Source organism: Peribacillus simplex, assembly GCF_001542915.1.
Lineage (GTDB): Bacteria > Bacillota > Bacilli > Bacillales > DSM-1321 > Peribacillus > Peribacillus simplex_B.
In genome coordinates this window covers 47,847-64,905 of sequence record NZ_LNNH01000027.1, presented here as the reverse complement: position 1 = coordinate 64,905, position 17,059 = coordinate 47,847, and the positions used below count along the sequence as shown (strand labels likewise).

The window sequence follows — 17,059 nt, the reverse complement described above, 5'->3', positions numbered from 1 at the left end:
AAAGCGAAACAAGATATGGATTTTTCGGCTCGTTCAAGTTATATTACCGCAGAAGAAATGGACGATTTTCACCTTTGGGAAAAGAATTTTAACAAAGGATTCTTTTTCTTGTCGGTTATTCTTAATTCATTCATGATGATTTGATCCTCATGATCGGCTATCCATTTCCTTAGTGCATCTTTATCCTGGCATTGTGTTAAGTATGTCTGGCCGCCCTTGCCTGTAGCATTGATAACATATCGATTGAACGTCTTCTCCATAATTGCCTTGCCCGCCTTCTTTGTAAAGTGTGTTTGATTTTATTTAGGATTTCCCCAAAATAACGATTATATATATTGTCTGAATTTTATTTTTTGAATGAATCGAACCTATCATAATGTGCTAACTAATATTTGTCAATACGTTTTCAAAATGTAAATGAAATGTTAATTTTCAGTTTTGTTAAAGAAATATTTTTTTACAATTTAGGGGTTTACAACTGCTAAATGATGGGAGTAGAATACGTTTTATCCATTTAATATAATTCGGCCAAAACTCAAAGGATTTGAGTACGGAGGACCCAATCATTTGGGGTTAATTCTGCCTTGCAGAAGGGATGAGATCAGCTCTTTCGCCATCCTACCCGTCAGCTAACTTCGTCGGCTAAAGCGAAGGAGGTCATAAGACCGCCTAATTCGGAAGCTTTTTTGCACGTTATTTGTGTCAAATTAGCCGTTCGAGGTTTTTCGCAGGTCTTTTTATTATGCTCTAAAAGCTTCGGAATGAAAGATTGATGGTTCATATATTCATATAATGTTACACATTACATTATCATAGGCAGGGATGATCAATTTGATAAAAGCAAAAAATTTATTGGATCCGCCAAAAATACTTGTACTCGGGTTTGGCATCCTGATACTGATCGGGTCCTATTTATTGACCTTGCCGATTTCCACTGAAAGCGGGCATGGTCTTTCTTTTCTGGATGCTCTTTTCACCGCAACATCCGCTACTTGTGTAACAGGGCTTGTCGTAGTGGATACGGGATCGACTTTCACCACTTTTGGCGAGTTGGTCATCTTGACACTGATTCAAATAGGCGGCTTAGGATTCATGTCATTTGCGACGTTTTTCTTTTTCCTTTTAGGCAAGAAAATTTCCTTAAAAGGCAGGTTACTTTTGCAGGAGTCCTTAAATAATCTATCCATGGCAGGTGTAGTCAGGTTAGTGAGACGACTTTTGATTTTCACCGCCATCATTGAAGGCATGGGCGCCCTTATCTTATCGATTCGCTTCTCATTTGACATGCCAATCGGCAAAGCGATTTATTATGGGGTTTTTCATTCCATATCGAATTTCAATAATGCCGGCTTTGATTTAATGGGGGAATTCAGGAGTTTAACCCCCTATGTATCGGATCCATTCATAACCCTTACGGTCGTCTTCCTCATCACGTTTGGCGGAATAGGTTTCATCGTGATGAATGAACTATACGAATATCGTGATATCCAGCGTTTATCCGTACATACGAAGGTCGTTCTAACGACAAGCTTGATCCTTACGATTGCCGGCGCAATTTTAATCTTTATATTCGAGTTCGGCAACGCCAAAACATTGCAGCCTTTATCCTTGATGGGTAAAACGCTATCGTCTTTATTTCAGTCGGTTTCACCAAGGACGGCAGGCTCTAATACGTTGGATATTCCTGATTTGACTCAGCCTACCTTGCTGCTCATCATTTTCTTGATGTTCGTTGGGGCTTCTCCCGGATCGACTGGCGGCGGGATTAAAACAACTACATTGGCGACGCTTATCGGAACGGTTTGGTCACAGATTAAAGGAAAGGATGATGTGGTCTTATTCCGTCACCGTATTGTGAGTGAAACGATTTTCAAAGCATTATCCGTTTCATTCATTGGCGTATTCATGGTTTCAAGCATCTCCATTCTGCTGGCCATCACGGAATGCGGAAGTGACTTCTTGATGATTTTGTTCGAAGCCACTTCAGCATTCGCCACCGTGGGACTTTCAATGGGCTTGACCCCAGAATTATCACCGCTTGGCCGGATGCTCATCATTTTTACGATGTTTGCAGGCCGTGTGGGCCCTTTGACTTTGGCCTTTGCTATCGCCATGCGGCGCAAACCAGATCCGTTCCGTCGGCCAAAAGGGAAAATCATGATTGGTTAATCATAAAAGGAGGCGTGTAGAAGATGGGCAAACGACAATATGCCGTAATCGGATTAGGCAGATTCGGAACCAGTGTGGCACATAGATTATATACTGCCGGCCAAGAGGTTTTGGGGATTGATATCAATGAGGAAAGTGTCGAGAATGCGGAATTGAGCGTTACCCATGCAGTCATTGCGGATACAACCGAAGCAGAGACATTGAAATCGATCGGAATCCGTAATTTCGATTGTGTCATCGTAGCCATCGGAAATGACATGCAATCGAGCATTTTAACTACCTTGCTTTTAAAAGAGCTTGGGGTCAAAAAAGTCATTGCCAAAGCCCTTAATAAAAATCACGGCCAGGTGCTCTCGAAAATCGGTGCCGACTGGGTCATCTATCCTGAGAGGGATATGGGGGAACGGGTCGCGAATCAGCTTCTCTCCCCTAACATGCTGAACTATATAGAGCTCTCTAAAGAATACAATATCGAGGAAATCATCCTCCCCATGAGCATGAAGGGAAAAAGCCTCAGAGAGCTCGATTTACGTGCAACATATAATATCAGCGTCATTGCCATCGTCAGTAATGGAGAAATCATCATAGCACCATCACCGGATCAGGATATTCATGAAAAAGATATGCTTCTAGTCGTTGGCAATAAAGAAGATCTAGCCGTCTTTGCCAATAATGAATGATCCACTGACTGTTTATGTCATGGAATCCATGAGGAATGATAGCTTTCACCCTCTATTATTGTTTCCCATCTTGCGCGTATCTATCAAATGTGGTTTCAGTATTAACATCCTATCATTCAAAAAGACCGCCATTTGGCGGCACTCCGAAGTTTCTTTAAAAGCTAGCATCCCCGCGCTTATGTATGTATCATTTTATCGTATGGATCGCTTGGGCTAAAGTCGATTTGACCGTCACCTTTTCAAAAGGCAGTTGAAGCTTGACTGCTTTCATCGCTATTTCCGGCCTAAGTCCTGAAAGGGTCGTATGGATGCCGATGAGATGCAAGGATTCGATCAATTGTGACAGCTGATGTGCGGATGCACCATCTATGGAATGGACGCCTGATAAATCAAGGAACAGTCTTGAGACATTTTTTTCGGCACACTGTTGTAACGTGGTCTCTAGCAAGGACATGCCCCTCGCCGTGTCGATATCACCAATCAGCGGGAGTAACGCTGTATGATCATTAAGAGAAATGATGGGCGAGCTCAATTCATCGATCATTTGCTGCTGGGCTTTCATGATTTTGTTGGCATATCTATGGTTTGCCTCAGTGAACCTTTCCATCACTTCACTGAACACCCTAACCACGATCTTATACCAGGAGTTGATTTCCGCTTGGGTATATTCCTCTTCATGCAATGCCGCAAACTGCTCGATATAATCCAAATATTGTTTTTGTGTCCGGAAAAATTCCCTCAATATGTAATAGATGGGCGTATTTAAATGTTCCTCATCCTGACCGATATCTTCAATCCATTCGTCTAGCTCATTAAAGAACTGGCTTTCTTCTAACGTGAAGATTTGAAAGAAATGTAAATGAAATTGATAGTTTTGCTGCTTCAGTTTTTCGATAACTTGGGGATCAGGAGAACTGTATACCCCCGCCGTATCGTTTTTATTCAAGGTTGCATACCAATCTTCAGTCAGTTGCTTTGCTTTATTTAATAAAAAGGAATATAGTTCTCTATTTCTATGCATAAACGTCTCCACCTATTTATTTATTATAAGAACTCATTTCAATTGGTCTCAAGTCTGCTGGTACCGCGAGTTGGCAGTCCTCTTCCCCTATACCTTCCCTGCTGTTTTTGAAACCATACAACTACTGATTTTTTCGAAAAAAAGATGAACATTGAAATTTTTTCTATTGTTTGGGACATTATTCGTTCGCATCAATTCATTTTAATAGTTTACCATTTTTATTTTTAGTTAACAAATCCACTTGCACTCAAAAAAAGGATCTGCTCCCAGATCCCGCGTTCGCAGCCATTTCTTTTAGAACATCACCTTTTCATGAACAAACCCGTCCAGAGGCCTTGCATTCCAAATGCTTCATCCGTTTTCTTCATTTTACGTATTTCCGCAACTTCGAAATCCTTGAAAATGGTCCTAAGCTTTTCTTCCGTAAAGCCCAATCCTCCCATAAGGCTTCGTTGCCTATAAACCTCCCAATCCGAAATGGCGGCACCACCCAATTCGCCGCCTTCTACAAAACAGGTAATCGAATAGGCCCCTTTAGGTTTTAGCGCTTTCTTGACCATCTCCAGATATTTCAGCCTTCGGTGCGGGGCTATATGGTGAAAACAGCCAGAATCATACACGATATCATATTTTCCTTCCACGATCTCGATGTCGAATAGGTTCCTTTGAATGAAGTTCACATGCACATCCTTTTCTGCCGCTCGTTCCATCCCCCATTTCAGGGCTTCTTGTGACAAGTCCACCGCATCGACGGAACAGCCCCTTTCAGCCAGGTAAATGGCATTTCTTCCAGGGCCGCAGCCTAGCTCAAGAACCTGCCCTGGACCAAGCAGTCCCTCATCAAAATACGTTACTAGATTTTCATCAGGAAGGTTTTCGAAAAAAGGGATTCCCTTTTCACGATCTTCGTAAAAACCATTCCAAAATGCAGTTGGCTCCCGTAAAAGCGAGTCGAGCATATTCAATATATCTTCATAGTTTGTAATCGTCTCAGACAACTTCAGCTCTCCTCCCGGTTAACTCCATATTTTTTTTTGATATGGATGCAGCGTACGGTCCTTCCAAGCTTCCAAAGTCATCCTTTCGAATTCTTCATCAAACTCCATCAGGGCTTGGAAATAAACCGCTCCGTGTGCGGGTGGTGCATGAGGCAAACAGGTGGAAATCCAAAAGCGGTTTTTATCTGCATTCCCTTTTCTTCGAGCATCCTCCATATCAACCCTAACGACCTGCAGGGCGACATGCTGATGGAGGTTCACTTCTTCCGTTTTCCATAACCCTAACCAGCTTTTCCCCTTGGATCAATCCGTTCACGATTACCTCTTCAGACTGGTTCGTATAGAAGGATTCCGCTTCAACAATTCTTCAATGAACATTTCACGATGCAAGGGGGAAATGAGAATGTACTGATGGGGGCCATAGGATATTTTTATACGATCCAGTGAAAGCGCCGGTGACGATAACGGATTGAACGACCTATCAATCGCCTGGATATCATCGATGGATATCGTCTTCCGGATGAATGCCGACCGAACGAGCAAGGTCTTATCCTCAATGACATAATACGTCGTGAACCAAATCCATAGCAGTAAACAGATGATGGGAATGGCCGCCCATAGACTGGAAAAATCTTCAGCCATGACCACCGGTGAAAGAATGGCCAGGAAGATCCCGAGAAAAACGACGTACATCCACCAATCCTTTTTTGATGGGTATTTCATGAACTTCACTCCTCTGAAATCAAATGCAAGTTAGCCTTCATTTTTAAATTAGGTATCTTTTTCCAATTATAGTATTTTTCCTAATAATTTTCACCTATCAATACATCTCCTTTCCATTAATTTGTAAGCGTCCCATCATGCAGGATTGCCTTTTGCGCAAAGTACCTTGACTGTCATAGTAATATGCTATAGGATATACAAAAGGAGGTGAGGATTTGATTCAACGCAAACTTTCCTCAGACCTGCTTCGCGGACATGTGGATACAATGATTCTAAAACTCCTGCAAAGTGGCGATAAGTATGGTTACGAGATCAGCAAACTGATATATGTGAGTTCAAATGAGCAATATGAAATAAAGGAAGCAACGATGTATTCCAGCTTAAAACGTCTGGAAAAAGACGGATGCATCCTCTCTTATTGGGGAGACGCCACCCAAGGCGGCAGAAGGAAATATTATAAAATCACTCCTCTCGGGGAAGACACATATCGGCAAAATAAAAATGACTGGGAGCAGGCTAAGCGAATCCTTGAAAGCCTGCTGTAAGAAAGGATGAGTAAATGTGATTGAAAAACTGCATGCACATGTTCATGGCATTTTCGCACCGTATCAAAACGCCAGAACGGCTAAAGAGTTGGAAGAAGAACTGCTGCAAAACCTGCTCGAAAAATATAATGATCATAAAAGGAAGGGCGCAAGCGAAGATGAGGCGTATGAGTTAACCGTTGACTCCATAGGTGAGGTATCGGAGCTCGTCGATGCCCTCAACCTTCAATATAATGAGCTTGAAGAGGCGATAAAGATGGATTATTCTAAACAACGCTTATTGGATTCCGACTTTCGCTCCGTTTCCGTCCATGATGGAAAATTCAATTCCTGCGATTTAAGCCGCTCTGATTTCAGCCATTCCGATCTGACAGGCAGTACATTCAAAGGCAGTAACTTAAGTCATTGCATCTTTGAAAACGTCAACTTAACAAGTACCTTATTTAAAAGTGCCAATTTAAAAGGCGTCACCTTCAAAAACAATACTTATAATAAAACCCATTTTAAAGGCTGCAACTTATCGGGGCTCATTTTTGATGGCGAATCATTCAACCAAACCATTTTCGAGGGCTCTTCATTGAAAAAAGCATCATTTCGCGATGCCACTCTCATCAGTGTTCAATTCAGAATGTCCGATTTAAAGAAAATCGACTTTACTGGAGCCTCCATGGACAAACTCACTTACAACTTTTTATACGGGGCAAAGGTTGATCTTAGCGGGGCAACCATCATTGGAAGGAGCGATTTACAATGACTTTACCGATTGCGATTGTCGTTTCCACCTCAATCATTTGCGTGACCGTGTTTCTGACTGCGGTCGTGTTAAAAGGGATGAGCATGGGTGACTGATTGATTATACCCCTGTACCAGGACTTGAATCTTCTTGGCACAGGGGTTTTACGATTTGAGAGATTTCAGGAGACATCTTGTTCTTCATCGCTTCGATAAATAACCAATCGTAAGGGAGAGTACCCAAATGTGTTGTTTTGACCAAGGAAAAACAACATCATCGCGAGGGCGGCTACATGAACGATCATTCCCTTCCATATAGCTAAAATGCCTAAGATCGGGCAAGCCGGAAGCCCGGGAGGCTCACGGACCGTCTCTGGAAAGCTAAGAGCCTGGAGTGGAAAGGAACGGACAAAAGACAAAACCTCAAATCTAAAAGCAAAAGGGTTTCGGAATGCGATCCGAAACCCTTTAATCGTTTAGTTCACTTGGGATTTATGCCATTTCCACGCACTTTCAATGATTTCTTCCAAATCTATGGCTGCTTTCCAGCCTAGGTCTTCATATATTTTAGCAGCGGAAGCGACGAGTCGGGCTGGGTCTCCAGGGCGGCGGTCTGCATATTCAATGTTCGGTTTCACGCCTGTGACTTTTTCGCATGTGTCGATCACATCTTTAACCGAAAACCCTTTTCCGTTCCCCAGGTTATAGGTGGCCGTATTCTTTTTTCCCGACAAAAGAGCTTGAAGCGCAATAATATGGGCTTTAGCTAAATCGGTTACATGAATATAGTCGCGAATGCATGTACCATCCTGTGTATCATAGTCCGTACCAAACACGGAAATCTTCTCACGCTGACCTAATAAATGCTGCAGAATGATCGGAATCAGATGTGTTTCCGGATCATGGCTCTCACCGATTTCCGCCGATTCATGGGCCCCGGCTGCATTGAAATATCGCAAAACAACATAGCGCAGGCCATATGCTTGTGCAAAGTCCCCCAAGATTTGCTCCACCATCAATTTCGAGCGGCCGTATGGGTTGATGGGATCAGTTGGCTGATCCTCATCGATCATATCTACATTTGGTATCCCATAAGTAGCGGCAGTGGATGAAAAAATGAAATTCTTCACATCATGCTTGAGCATGGTATGCAATAATGTAAGGGTTGCCCCCACATTATTTTCATAGTATTTATATGGGTCTTGAACCGATTCTCCCACCAAGCTATTGGCTGCAAAATGCATGACCGCTTCTATGGGATATGTATTGAATATTTCATTCAATACCGTTTCGTCCCCTAAATTCCCTTCCACCAAAATGGCCTTCGAATCAACCAATGAACGGAAACCTGTTGAAAGATTATCGAGGATGACAACCTCTTTTTCATTTACTAATTCCTTTACAAGATGACTTCCGATATAACCTGCACCGCCAACGACCAAAATCACATTACATTTCCCCTTTCGAACTGCCTTCTTTGCACTTACATCTGGTTAGGATTTATCTGCCTGAATTGGCGAGAAGTACCTGCTTATATTTTATAGGCATTTCTTGAAGGTTTCCATGGCTAATTCATTATATTGGTGATAATCAAATTTTTCCATTCCGGAATCCGCATCATTAGCCATCATCGATAACCCTTTTTCAAGTCCACTTATGCTATTTTCAACAAGCACTCCATATTTACCGTTTTCCAGAACGGTACGGTTCGCGACTATATCTGTAGCCAGGATCTTCATCCCTAACGTCATTGCCTCGAGTAAAACCATAGGCTGGCCTTCATAATGTGATGACAGAACGAAGCAATCACATTTTTCCATGAATGAAAAGGGATTTTCGAGCTGACCTAATAGATGGATCGAATGATTCAGCCCCAGTTCATCAATGATGAACTGTAAATCTCCCCTTAAAGGACCTTGACCTAAAATATACAGCTTGCTGTTTTTGTGCTTCTCATGGAAACTCGCGAAGGCACGAATCAAGTTATCCTGTCCTTTTTCAGGAGACAGCCTCCCCATATTGACAAAATTATAATCCTTTTCATCAGGATAAGGGACGAAGTGATCATTCACTTCCAATCCATGGACTTCCTGCACGATTAACGCCTGTTTATCCAGCCAGCCCAGCGATTTCCCGTCCTTCACCAAGTGTTTATACGTCCCAAGCTGGGTTACCGCTTCTTTATCGAATTCAACGAGGCACCCATTTAAGGTCGGCCCTGCTGGAACGACCATGGCGTCCAATAATCCATACGGTTTATCAAAGATATGATAATTTCCTAGCTTGATTTCCGCCGTACCATGCACTTCCCGTTCCTTTAATACGACGGGCTCGTCTATCATTTCAAAGGCACTGGTATTTAACCAGCCAATTTTCTTATGATCCATCTCGAAAAGGTAATAGCCCCCTTTTCTTGTTCGGTTATATTTGGTGATTTTCACGGTTTGCCCCTCGAATTCGATTGCCTTGGCTACCCTTTTGGTCTTGTAATTCGGATAAGCCTTCGTCCAGATGGTGTGGTCCTCCGGTTTCGTTATTTTTCCATACTTGTATGCACTCGTATTTACTTCCTTGAGCGTCCGATCATCAATCTTATCAAGGAATTTTTTATGTTTTTTATAGTTTTTCCCCTGCATATACTTTCGTTTCAACATGATTTGCAGTTTATCCCTTTCACTCGTGTTTCCAGTGATCGTGCACTGTTCCAGTATCGATAAGGCTGAATTATCCACCCAGCCGATTTCCGTCTGGTTTATTGATATTCTGCTATAAATCGAATGTTGGGTTTTTACTTCCTTATCGATATTTACGAGTATCCCTTTAAAATCATGGCTGCCCGAGACTTTGTAGGTCCCTTCAACCTTGTATGGCAGCGACCAGATGAAGTTTCCTCCTGGCCTTACAAGCTTCGCGATTTTATCGAGTTCCTTTTCGTAAATGATGCTGTCAGGCAAAAACTCTACAGCCTCTTCGTTGATCCAGCCAATGATTTGATTATTGAAGCTGAATTTATAAAAGGTAGCTTCATTACCGTTGGCCTTTCTCGAAATCATGATTTCGGCATCTTCAAGTCGCTCTTCCAAAGGAAATTGAAACGCCTTCGCACTTCCGGGGAGGGTATTCCAGGCATGATGAGTCCGGATACCCCTCAATATCGCTCTTGCCTTGAAATTCTCTGTCGTAATCGAAGAACCTTCGTCATTTATGACAGACTCCGTTTCTTCGGGAGTGATTTGAAGGATTTTCTCAGGATTGATGGAATTCATGACATAATCGAATGTATCATAGTCTGCATACTGCAGTAGGTTCTTTCGGTTCAATTCCATGGTCCCTTCCGATACGCTGACGAGCTTATCGAACCGGTGATAGACGGAAAATAGCCCTCTGAGGTTAATCCGGTGTGGCCTCCGCCCATTGATTACCCGCTCACTATCGGAGAGCAAGTCATTATGCATATAACAAACTTTCTTTTTTGAATCTGCCGCAAGAAGGAGCTTTGCCCAATAATGGCTATATCCACTAAAATCAATGACATAATCAAACTGGGATTTCCCGAATAGACGGGCATGTTCCCTGATATATGCAGCTTCTGGATATAGCTTTTTCCCCAGTGCCCCTCTTTCCCCCCTGTTATGAATGAATTTATCCTTGTACACTTCCCCCAATTTATATACAGGCAAGCCAGGTTTAAAGAGAAAACGCACATTCTTATTTACTTTATTCAAGTTTTTCAAAGCTTCCTGGGAGTGGGGAGTCGCGGTAAAGCAGGTGACATCATATTTATCATAATCAATATTGTTCATTAAATTGATGAAGGAGGATGTGATCCCGTTATCTCTCATACCACCTGGATAGATCAGGATTTTTTCCTTTGAGGAATCTAGACCGGCAATGGTGTTTAGGTGTTTCGTAGAGTGATTGAATATATGACGGACAATTCTCTCCGTTACGTGGCCATCCTCATGATTCGTGAATTGCTGCTGCATTTTAAGATATTTATCCGCATAGCTCTTTTTCACCTGTTCAATATCCTTGATGGCCTGCGCCAATTCCTTTGCGTTGAAAAGCATCGGTCCAGGAAGTTCGTCATTTTTCAGATACTGTCCCCTTTGCTCTGAATATACGTCCATATCCCAGGTGTAGAAAAGAATCGGCTTGTTGGTTACAAGGTAATCGAAGAAAATGCTGGAGTAATCCGTGATAAGCAGGTCGACTGCAGCGAGCAGTTCATTCGTATCAACATGATCTGGAACTAATCTGTCCTTGATATCCGCACGCTTGGCGGCTTCTTTATAAAGAAAAGGGTGCACCTTGATCAAAATATTATATTGTTCGCCGACTTGAGTTCCTAGATGATGCATATCGGCAATGATCTGGAGGATATCGTTATCCACTTTGGCAAGGTTCGTTCCCTTCCATGTAGGTGCATATAAAATAGTCTCCTTGCCATCATGGAGGGCCAGACCAAGTGTCCTTACATATTCCTTATACTCTTCCGGATCCGTATTCAGGGTCAAATCTATCCGTGGATACCCTTCTTCGATGATTTCCCCTTTGTACAAGCCGTTCAGCTTATAGCTTTTCGTATACATGTTCGTCGTATGGGGATTGGGGCTTAAAAGGTAATCCGCACTTAAGAAATTCCTGACAACGTTTTGAGAAGCGGAGGGGTTACCCGGTATATCGAAGCCCATACTCTTAAGAGGGGTGCCGTGCCAGGTGTTAATATAAACTTGATCTTTTTTCGGAATGAAAAAAGATTGGAATGTCGAATTATTGATTAAATACTCACTTGTCGCCAGGCATTTTAAATATTCCTTTGAATTCCGCCGGACAAATGTAACGTTAGGCATATCCTTATATTTCGCAATCACATCAGAGAGGGCGTCAAATTCCTGAATCGACCATATATGCCTATAATCCTTGAAGTCTTGGTTCGCTATCATAAAGGCAAACATCGCATACGGACTGTCGGTTATACTATTTCCATCGCGACTCTCGTATAAAATGGTGTTCTTTTTCACAGGCAATTGTTCATAATAATTCGCATATCTGATGACACGCTTATGATTTTCCCTTAAGAAGAAATTCGTAACAGGTTGTATTAGGAAGTCAGCTTTTCTTTTCCATACCTTCTTATTCACTAAACAGGCAACCCCTTTTATGAATTGTCATTCAACATCCGAATAAAATAAACTAAATTTTCAAAAAATAATAAAGATCCGCAACCGATTGACTGAATCTTGTACGGACTGCCTCTTCAATAAAAGGTGAGGTGAGGCATTCCATAGCAAACCAAACTGCCCACGCATTCCCAATGGACCGGTTCGATTCTTCTTCATGGTAAGCTACCATATAACTGATTATTCTGTATACTCAATGTATAGTAATCCCAAGGGCTTTTATGGACAAGGGGAAAAAGCCTATCATAGCTGGCTTTTCCCTCCTGGATCCATATAAATAAATTTATTTGGTTGCTGCCTTATGCATTTTTAGTATATTTTCCATTTCCTTGATGATGTCATCTCTCAATTCAGGGCGTTGCAGCGCAAATTCGATGGTCGTTTTCACAAAGCCATCCACCACTCCGACATCATAGCGTTTACCCTCGAAATCGTAGGCGAATACTTTTTGGATTTCATTCAATTTTTGGATCGCATCCGTCAACTGGATTTCGCCGCCAGCTCCTGTTTCTTGCGTTTCCAAGAAATCGAATATTTCCGGGGTTAAAATATATCTTCCCATGATCGCTAAATTGGAAGGCGCCGTTCCTTGTTTCGGTTTTTCAACGAAACGATTCACTTCGTACCTTCTGCCTTCCTGGGTAACCGGGTCAATGACGCCATACCTATGCGTTTCTTTCTCATCCACGGGCTGAACGCCAATGATGGACGAGCCCGTTGCATCATATTCATTGATTAATTGACGCAATGAAGGCACTTCACTTTGTACGATGTCATCACCTAAAAGAACGGCGAATGGTTCATCGCCAATAAAGTTACGTGCGCACCATACAGCATGCCCAAGCCCTTTAGGTTCTTTTTGCCTAATGTAATGGATATTGGCTAGATTGGAGGGATATTGCACTTTCTCCAATAAATCGAATTTTCCTTTTTCGCGCAGGTTGTTCTCTAGTTCGTAGGCATTATCGAAGTGGTCTTCAATCGCCCGTTTGTTCTTCCCTGTAACAATGATAATATCTTCGATTCCCGATTTCACGGCTTCTTCTATGATATATTGAATAGTTGGCTTGTCCACTATCGGAAGCATTTCTTTAGGCATCGCCTTCGTAGCTGGCAAGAATCTAGTTCCCAATCCCGCTGCAGGTATTATCGCCTTTTTAACTTTTTTCATTCTTTTGTAACTCCTTCGTAATAACTTTTTCACCAGTCCATATGATAACTAGTTTACCATATACATTATTCATAGTAACATAGTCTCGCTTTTTGTAAATGTTTCAGTCAAATATAACCACTTTCACATCAACCTATTATATACCAATTTCTTCAAAATTAACATCCGTCTTTACAATAATATCCCGATCCGGTCGGGTTTGCTCCAGCATGCCAAATGGCCTTTCCCCGAACGGATATCGGGAAAAGGCCTCATTTTGTTCAGTAATATGGCTGCATTACGCTCCGTTAATGATTCCGTTAATTTTCGCCATGAAGGCATTCATTACCTGCTTCAGTTTCAACTCGGCTTCTTCCATTTTTTCTCCTTGGATGCCGAAGTAGAATTTGATTTTCGGTTCCGTCCCGGAAGGACGTAGGCAAACCCATGTACCATCCTCAAGGAAATACTTGATTACATTTGATTTGGGTAAATCAATCACTTCCTCGGTATCAGCGTCCATCGTCAGCTTCAAGCCGCTTTGATAATCCTCCTGGACCACTACCGCTTTTCCGGCAATGTGCTTGGGAGGATCTTGACGGAATTGATCGAGAATCCCCTGGATTTGCCCGGCGCCTTCGATTCCCTTTAAGGTCAACGATTGAAGCCCCTCCAAGTAATATCCGTACTTTTCAAAGATTTGGATCAGCCCTTCATATACATCCATGCCCTGCTTTTTATAGTAAGCACAAACCTCAACCGCAAGGATGGCTGCCTGGATCGCATCTTTATCCCTAGCAAAATCCTTGATTAAATAGCCATAGCTTTCTTCATAACCGAATAGGAAGGTATGCTGGCCGTTTTCCCGATAATCGTTGATTTTTTCGGCGATGAATTTAAAACCGGTCAATACATCTACGGTCTCCAACCCATATTCCTTTGCGATCGTACGGCCGATTTCCGAAGTCACGATCGTTTTTAAGACCACGCCATTTTCGGGTAACGTCCCTTTTGCTTGCTTTTCCCTTAAGAGGTAATCCAATATGAGCGCACCCGTTTGATTGCCTGTAAGCACCACATATTCGCCAGCTTTATTTTTAACTGCGATTCCGAGTCGATCTGCATCGGGATCGGTAGCGATCAACAGGTCGGCAGATACCTTATTGCCCAAATCGATCGCCATTTCAAATGCGGCATGCTCTTCAGGATTCGGAGATTTGACTGTCGAGAAATTGGGATCAGGCAATTCCTGCTCTTTTACGACATGTACCTTGTCGTATCCCAGATCCTGCAAAGCCCGCCTCACCGATTTATTTGCCGTCCCATGAAGCGGCGTGAATACGACCGTCACATCGACTTGCTCACTTATGTCCTTGTTTTCCGGGACAGTAAGTAAATTTTCATTATAAGCGGCATCGATTTCTTCACCGATCATCTCGATCAGCCCCTGCGCTTTTAAGGTCTCTTCATCCTTCACCGATATCGTCAATTCATCTTCGATCGCATTGACGAATCCAATGACTTTATCAGCCGTGGCCGGCGGAAGTTGCGCGCCATCTGGCCCATATACCTTATAGCCATTGTATTCGGGTGGATTATGGCTAGCCGTGATCACGATCCCAGCATAAGCATTCAGCTCACGAACGGCAAAGGATAGCTCTGGAGTCGGTCTTAGCTCATCAAATAGATACGCCTTTATCCCTGCAGTAGCCAAGGTCTTCGCTGCCTCCATGGCAAATTCAGGCGATTTAAAGCGTGAATCATACGCGATTGCCACGCCCCTGTCTTTTGCTTCATCTCCGATTTCCAGGAGATAATGCGCCAATCCCAATGTCGCTTTGCGAACCGTATATAAATTCATCCGATTCGTGCCTGCACCGATTTCCCCGCGCATGCCGCCTGTGCCGAATTCCAAGTTCTTATAAAACGCATCTTCAACTTTCTTCTCATCATCTTTAATCATTGTAAGTAATGACTTCATTTCCTCATCAAGGCCTTCGAAATTCACCCATGAGTTGTAGGAACGTTTCCAATCCATCTTCACACAGTCCTTCTTTCTTTCTAGTTTCCTATTGGAAAAACCAGATAATTCTACTAAAAACCACCACATAAAAAAAGCCGTACATAGGACTTTCTTCGCTATATTATCAGCAATAAATGGGCAACAGTCAATATTTTCAACATAAAAACTCCGGACGGCCAGGAGAAAAGGAAGAATTCGTGTGATATAGGACGAATTGTTGTGGGGGGTGTAGGTTGAATTGTTGGCGTCTGGGACGAATTATTCCGATGGGCGACGAATTAATCGGGTGTAGGTCGAATTATTGGACGTCTAGGTTGAATTAGTGCGGATGGGGGACGAATTATTGAGCGTCCAGGACGAATTAACGGAAGTCTAGTTCGGATTCTTACGTCTACTTTGTTCATGAATTGAAAGTTTGAAATTGGGGAGGTTCCATCAATGGTTAGGGTGAACTTGGGCATCGCCTCTGTCTCATATAAAGCATATATCGGGAGACAGGGACGCGACGGCCAAGTCCGACTTATATTATTTCGCTTCGCCGACAACGGTGAAGCGTTGATTGATGTGCTGCGGAGTTTCCATTTCGTCAAGTACCGCAATGGCGAAGTCGGCATAACTTACATAACTCTCGCCTTTAGAGTTTACGAGCAGGTTGTCTTTGCCAAGTTCATACTGACCAGTTCTCGTCCCTTGTGGATCAAAGAAGGCGGAAGGACTGATGAATGTCCACTGGATGCCGCTTGCCTGCTGCAATCTTTCCAGGTTCTTGGATTGATTATACGCCGTGGCAAAGTACTCTTTAGGGAATTCAGGCGTATCCAGAACACGTGTCGTTTTCTCCTCGTCAACGAAAAGGCTTCCGGCACCGCCGACAACGATCAATTTAGTTTGAGGCGCGCCTTTGAGGGCATCGATCAGGATGTTCCCTGCCTCCACATGCAAATGTTCTTTCCCTGGAGCTGCACCAAAAGCATTCACAACCACATCGAACTGCTTCAAATCGTCCGCTTGGATCTCGAATATGTCTTTGACCAAAATGGATACCGTTTGATCCTGAATTTTGGCTTCATCCCTGACCACCGCCGTAACTTCATGTCCTCTAGTCCTTGCCTCATTTAAAATCATGCTTCCTGCTTTTCCGCTTGCACCTATGATCGCTATTTTCAATGTAGATTCCTCCTATGATTGGTTGAAATAACTTAAATGTAATCATTTTTATTACAAGTAATAATATAAGTTACAGGTTACTCCTTTGTCAAATGTTAGTTTGAAATATGTTCGGCGATATAATTGCGGATTTCGTTGATATACTCGCCAGTTTCGGCGATTTATGGCTATTCCCGTTCGTATTTTATCAATAAAAAAACACCATTTCCTGTGGAGGCATTTCCACAAGGAATGGTGCGGTTTTCATGCTGCTGTTTCGTTTTTCCGATTTGTGTTCATTAGCACTCCCATACATATGGTGATGAGCGTGAATGCGATAAAGGCCAAAAATGGAATCGTGATGAATCCTAGCCAATTTATATAGTCGACTGAGCACGGGACGCCGCTTTGGCACATTTCGAATTGCTGCAGGGCGGGGATCTTTTGCAGGCAATAGTGATACCCCGATACCAGCATCCCCAAGATGGACAGGGGGAGGATGTATCGGTGGATTTTCAGGTCTTGTTCATAAAAGGCCCGGCCTAATAATAGGACGAGTGGGTACATCAAGATTCGTTGGTACCAGCAAAAGGTACAAGGTACATAATGCAGGATTTCACTAAAGTAGAGACTTCCCGCAGTGGCCATGATGGATACTATCCAAGCAAATAATAGCGATTTGTTCATCG

General features: G+C 42.8%; 15 protein-coding genes and 1 riboswitch. Of the genes, 4 read left to right on the top strand and 11 right to left on the bottom strand.

The annotated features are described in order from the left end of the window. Nucleotides 1-68: 68 nt before the first annotated feature. Nucleotides 69-260, bottom strand: coding sequence for a hypothetical protein (locus AS888_RS13735; protein ID WP_061142725.1), 192 nt, complete (start codon nt 258-260; stop codon nt 69-71). A 256-nt stretch (nt 261-516) separates the two neighbouring features. Then, nucleotides 517-659, top strand: a riboswitch (cyclic di-AMP (ydaO/yuaA leader). A gap of 172 nt (nt 660-831) precedes the next feature. On the opposite strand from AS888_RS13735, the gene AS888_RS13730 reads away from it, so the two are divergent. Both AS888_RS13730 and AS888_RS13725 read left to right on the top strand, forming a co-directional pair. Continuing rightward, nucleotides 832-2,169 carry a TrkH family potassium uptake protein gene (locus AS888_RS13730; RefSeq protein WP_061142724.1) on the top strand — a complete coding sequence of 446 codons (1,338 nt, stop codon included), beginning with the start codon at nt 832-834 and terminating at the stop codon, nt 2,167-2,169. A gap of 23 nt (nt 2,170-2,192) precedes the next feature. Continuing rightward, nucleotides 2,193-2,849, top strand: a complete 657-nt coding sequence (locus AS888_RS13725) for a potassium channel family protein (RefSeq protein WP_061142723.1) — start codon at nt 2,193-2,195, stop codon at nt 2,847-2,849. A 187-nt stretch (nt 2,850-3,036) separates the two neighbouring features. Here AS888_RS13725 and AS888_RS13720 read toward each other — a convergent pair whose 3' ends face one another. The 4 genes from AS888_RS13720 to AS888_RS13705 all read right to left on the bottom strand — a co-directional run bounded on the left by AS888_RS13720 (nt 3,037) and on the right by AS888_RS13705 (nt 5,591). Further along, entirely contained in the window at nt 3,037-3,870 is an 834-nt protein-coding gene (locus AS888_RS13720; protein ID WP_061142722.1) for an STAS domain-containing protein, read from the bottom strand. A gap of 302 nt (nt 3,871-4,172) precedes the next feature. After that, complete coding sequence (locus tag AS888_RS13715) at nt 4,173-4,868, bottom strand: class I SAM-dependent methyltransferase (RefSeq protein WP_061142721.1); 696 nt, start codon at nt 4,866-4,868, stop codon at nt 4,173-4,175. 18 nt (nt 4,869-4,886) lie between these two features. Continuing rightward, nucleotides 4,887-5,129 carry a hypothetical protein gene (locus tag AS888_RS13710; RefSeq protein ID WP_061142720.1) on the bottom strand — a complete coding sequence of 81 codons (243 nt, stop codon included), beginning with the start codon at nt 5,127-5,129 and terminating at the stop codon, nt 4,887-4,889. A gap of 57 nt (nt 5,130-5,186) precedes the next feature. Continuing rightward, the gene (locus tag AS888_RS13705; protein ID WP_061142719.1) at nt 5,187-5,591 is read right to left on the bottom strand and encodes a PH domain-containing protein; all 405 of its coding nucleotides are present in this window, start codon (nt 5,589-5,591) and stop codon (nt 5,187-5,189) included. Between the two features lie 266 nt (nt 5,592-5,857). On the opposite strand from AS888_RS13705, the gene AS888_RS13700 reads away from it, so the two are divergent. Beyond that, the gene (locus AS888_RS13700; protein WP_373921359.1) at nt 5,858-6,136 is read left to right on the top strand and encodes a PadR family transcriptional regulator; all 279 of its coding nucleotides are present in this window, start codon (nt 5,858-5,860) and stop codon (nt 6,134-6,136) included. A 16-nt stretch (nt 6,137-6,152) separates the two neighbouring features. After that, nucleotides 6,153-6,890, top strand: a complete 738-nt coding sequence (locus AS888_RS13695; RefSeq protein WP_061142717.1) for a pentapeptide repeat-containing protein — start codon at nt 6,153-6,155, stop codon at nt 6,888-6,890. A 454-nt stretch (nt 6,891-7,344) separates the two neighbouring features. On the opposite strand, the gene galE is transcribed toward AS888_RS13695, so the two are convergent. The 6 genes from galE to AS888_RS13665 form a co-directional block, all read right to left on the bottom strand. Continuing rightward, nucleotides 7,345-8,316, bottom strand: coding sequence for a UDP-glucose 4-epimerase GalE (galE, locus tag AS888_RS13690; protein WP_061142716.1), 972 nt, complete (start codon nt 8,314-8,316; stop codon nt 7,345-7,347). A gap of 90 nt (nt 8,317-8,406) precedes the next feature. Further along, nucleotides 8,407-12,012, bottom strand: coding sequence for a CDP-glycerol glycerophosphotransferase family protein (locus tag AS888_RS13685; RefSeq protein ID WP_061142715.1), 3,606 nt, complete (start codon nt 12,010-12,012; stop codon nt 8,407-8,409). 322 nt (nt 12,013-12,334) lie between these two features. Further along, a complete protein-coding gene (gene galU / locus AS888_RS13680; RefSeq protein ID WP_061142714.1) occupies nt 12,335-13,222 on the bottom strand; it encodes a UTP--glucose-1-phosphate uridylyltransferase GalU in 888 nt (295 codons plus the stop codon). Nucleotides 13,223-13,499: 277 nt separating this feature from the next. Beyond that, nucleotides 13,500-15,239 carry a phospho-sugar mutase gene (locus AS888_RS13675; RefSeq protein WP_061142713.1) on the bottom strand — a complete coding sequence of 580 codons (1,740 nt, stop codon included), beginning with the start codon at nt 15,237-15,239 and terminating at the stop codon, nt 13,500-13,502. A gap of 510 nt (nt 15,240-15,749) precedes the next feature. Next, nucleotides 15,750-16,391: an NAD(P)-dependent oxidoreductase gene (locus tag AS888_RS13670; protein ID WP_061142712.1), complete on the bottom strand. Its 642-nt coding sequence runs from the start codon at nt 16,389-16,391 to the stop codon at nt 15,750-15,752. 243 nt (nt 16,392-16,634) lie between these two features. Then, nucleotides 16,635-17,057: a disulfide oxidoreductase gene (locus AS888_RS13665; protein WP_061142711.1), complete on the bottom strand. Its 423-nt coding sequence runs from the start codon at nt 17,055-17,057 to the stop codon at nt 16,635-16,637. Between the last annotated feature and the right edge of the window lie 2 nt (nt 17,058-17,059).

What these genes read in the sequence shown, in the direction of transcription:
- AS888_RS13705 (WP_061142719.1), bottom strand. Translation starts at nt 5,591, where the DNA reads ATGAAATACCCATCAAAAAAGGATTGGTGGATGTACGTCGTTTTTCTC.
- AS888_RS13720 (WP_061142722.1), bottom strand. Translation starts at nt 3,870, where the DNA reads ATGCATAGAAATAGAGAACTATATTCCTTTTTATTAAATAAAGCAAAG.
- AS888_RS13700 (WP_373921359.1), top strand. Translation starts at nt 5,858, where the DNA reads ATGATTCTAAAACTCCTGCAAAGTGGCGATAAGTATGGTTACGAGATC.
- AS888_RS13665 (WP_061142711.1), bottom strand. Translation starts at nt 17,057, where the DNA reads ATGAACAAATCGCTATTATTTGCTTGGATAGTATCCATCATGGCCACT.
- AS888_RS13675 (WP_061142713.1), bottom strand. Translation starts at nt 15,239, where the DNA reads ATGGATTGGAAACGTTCCTACAACTCATGGGTGAATTTCGAAGGCCTT.
- AS888_RS13735 (WP_061142725.1), bottom strand. Translation starts at nt 260, where the DNA reads ATGGAGAAGACGTTCAATCGATATGTTATCAATGCTACAGGCAAGGGC.
- AS888_RS13725 (WP_061142723.1), top strand. Translation starts at nt 2,193, where the DNA reads ATGGGCAAACGACAATATGCCGTAATCGGATTAGGCAGATTCGGAACC.
- galU (WP_061142714.1), bottom strand. Translation starts at nt 13,222, where the DNA reads ATGAAAAAAGTTAAAAAGGCGATAATACCTGCAGCGGGATTGGGAACT.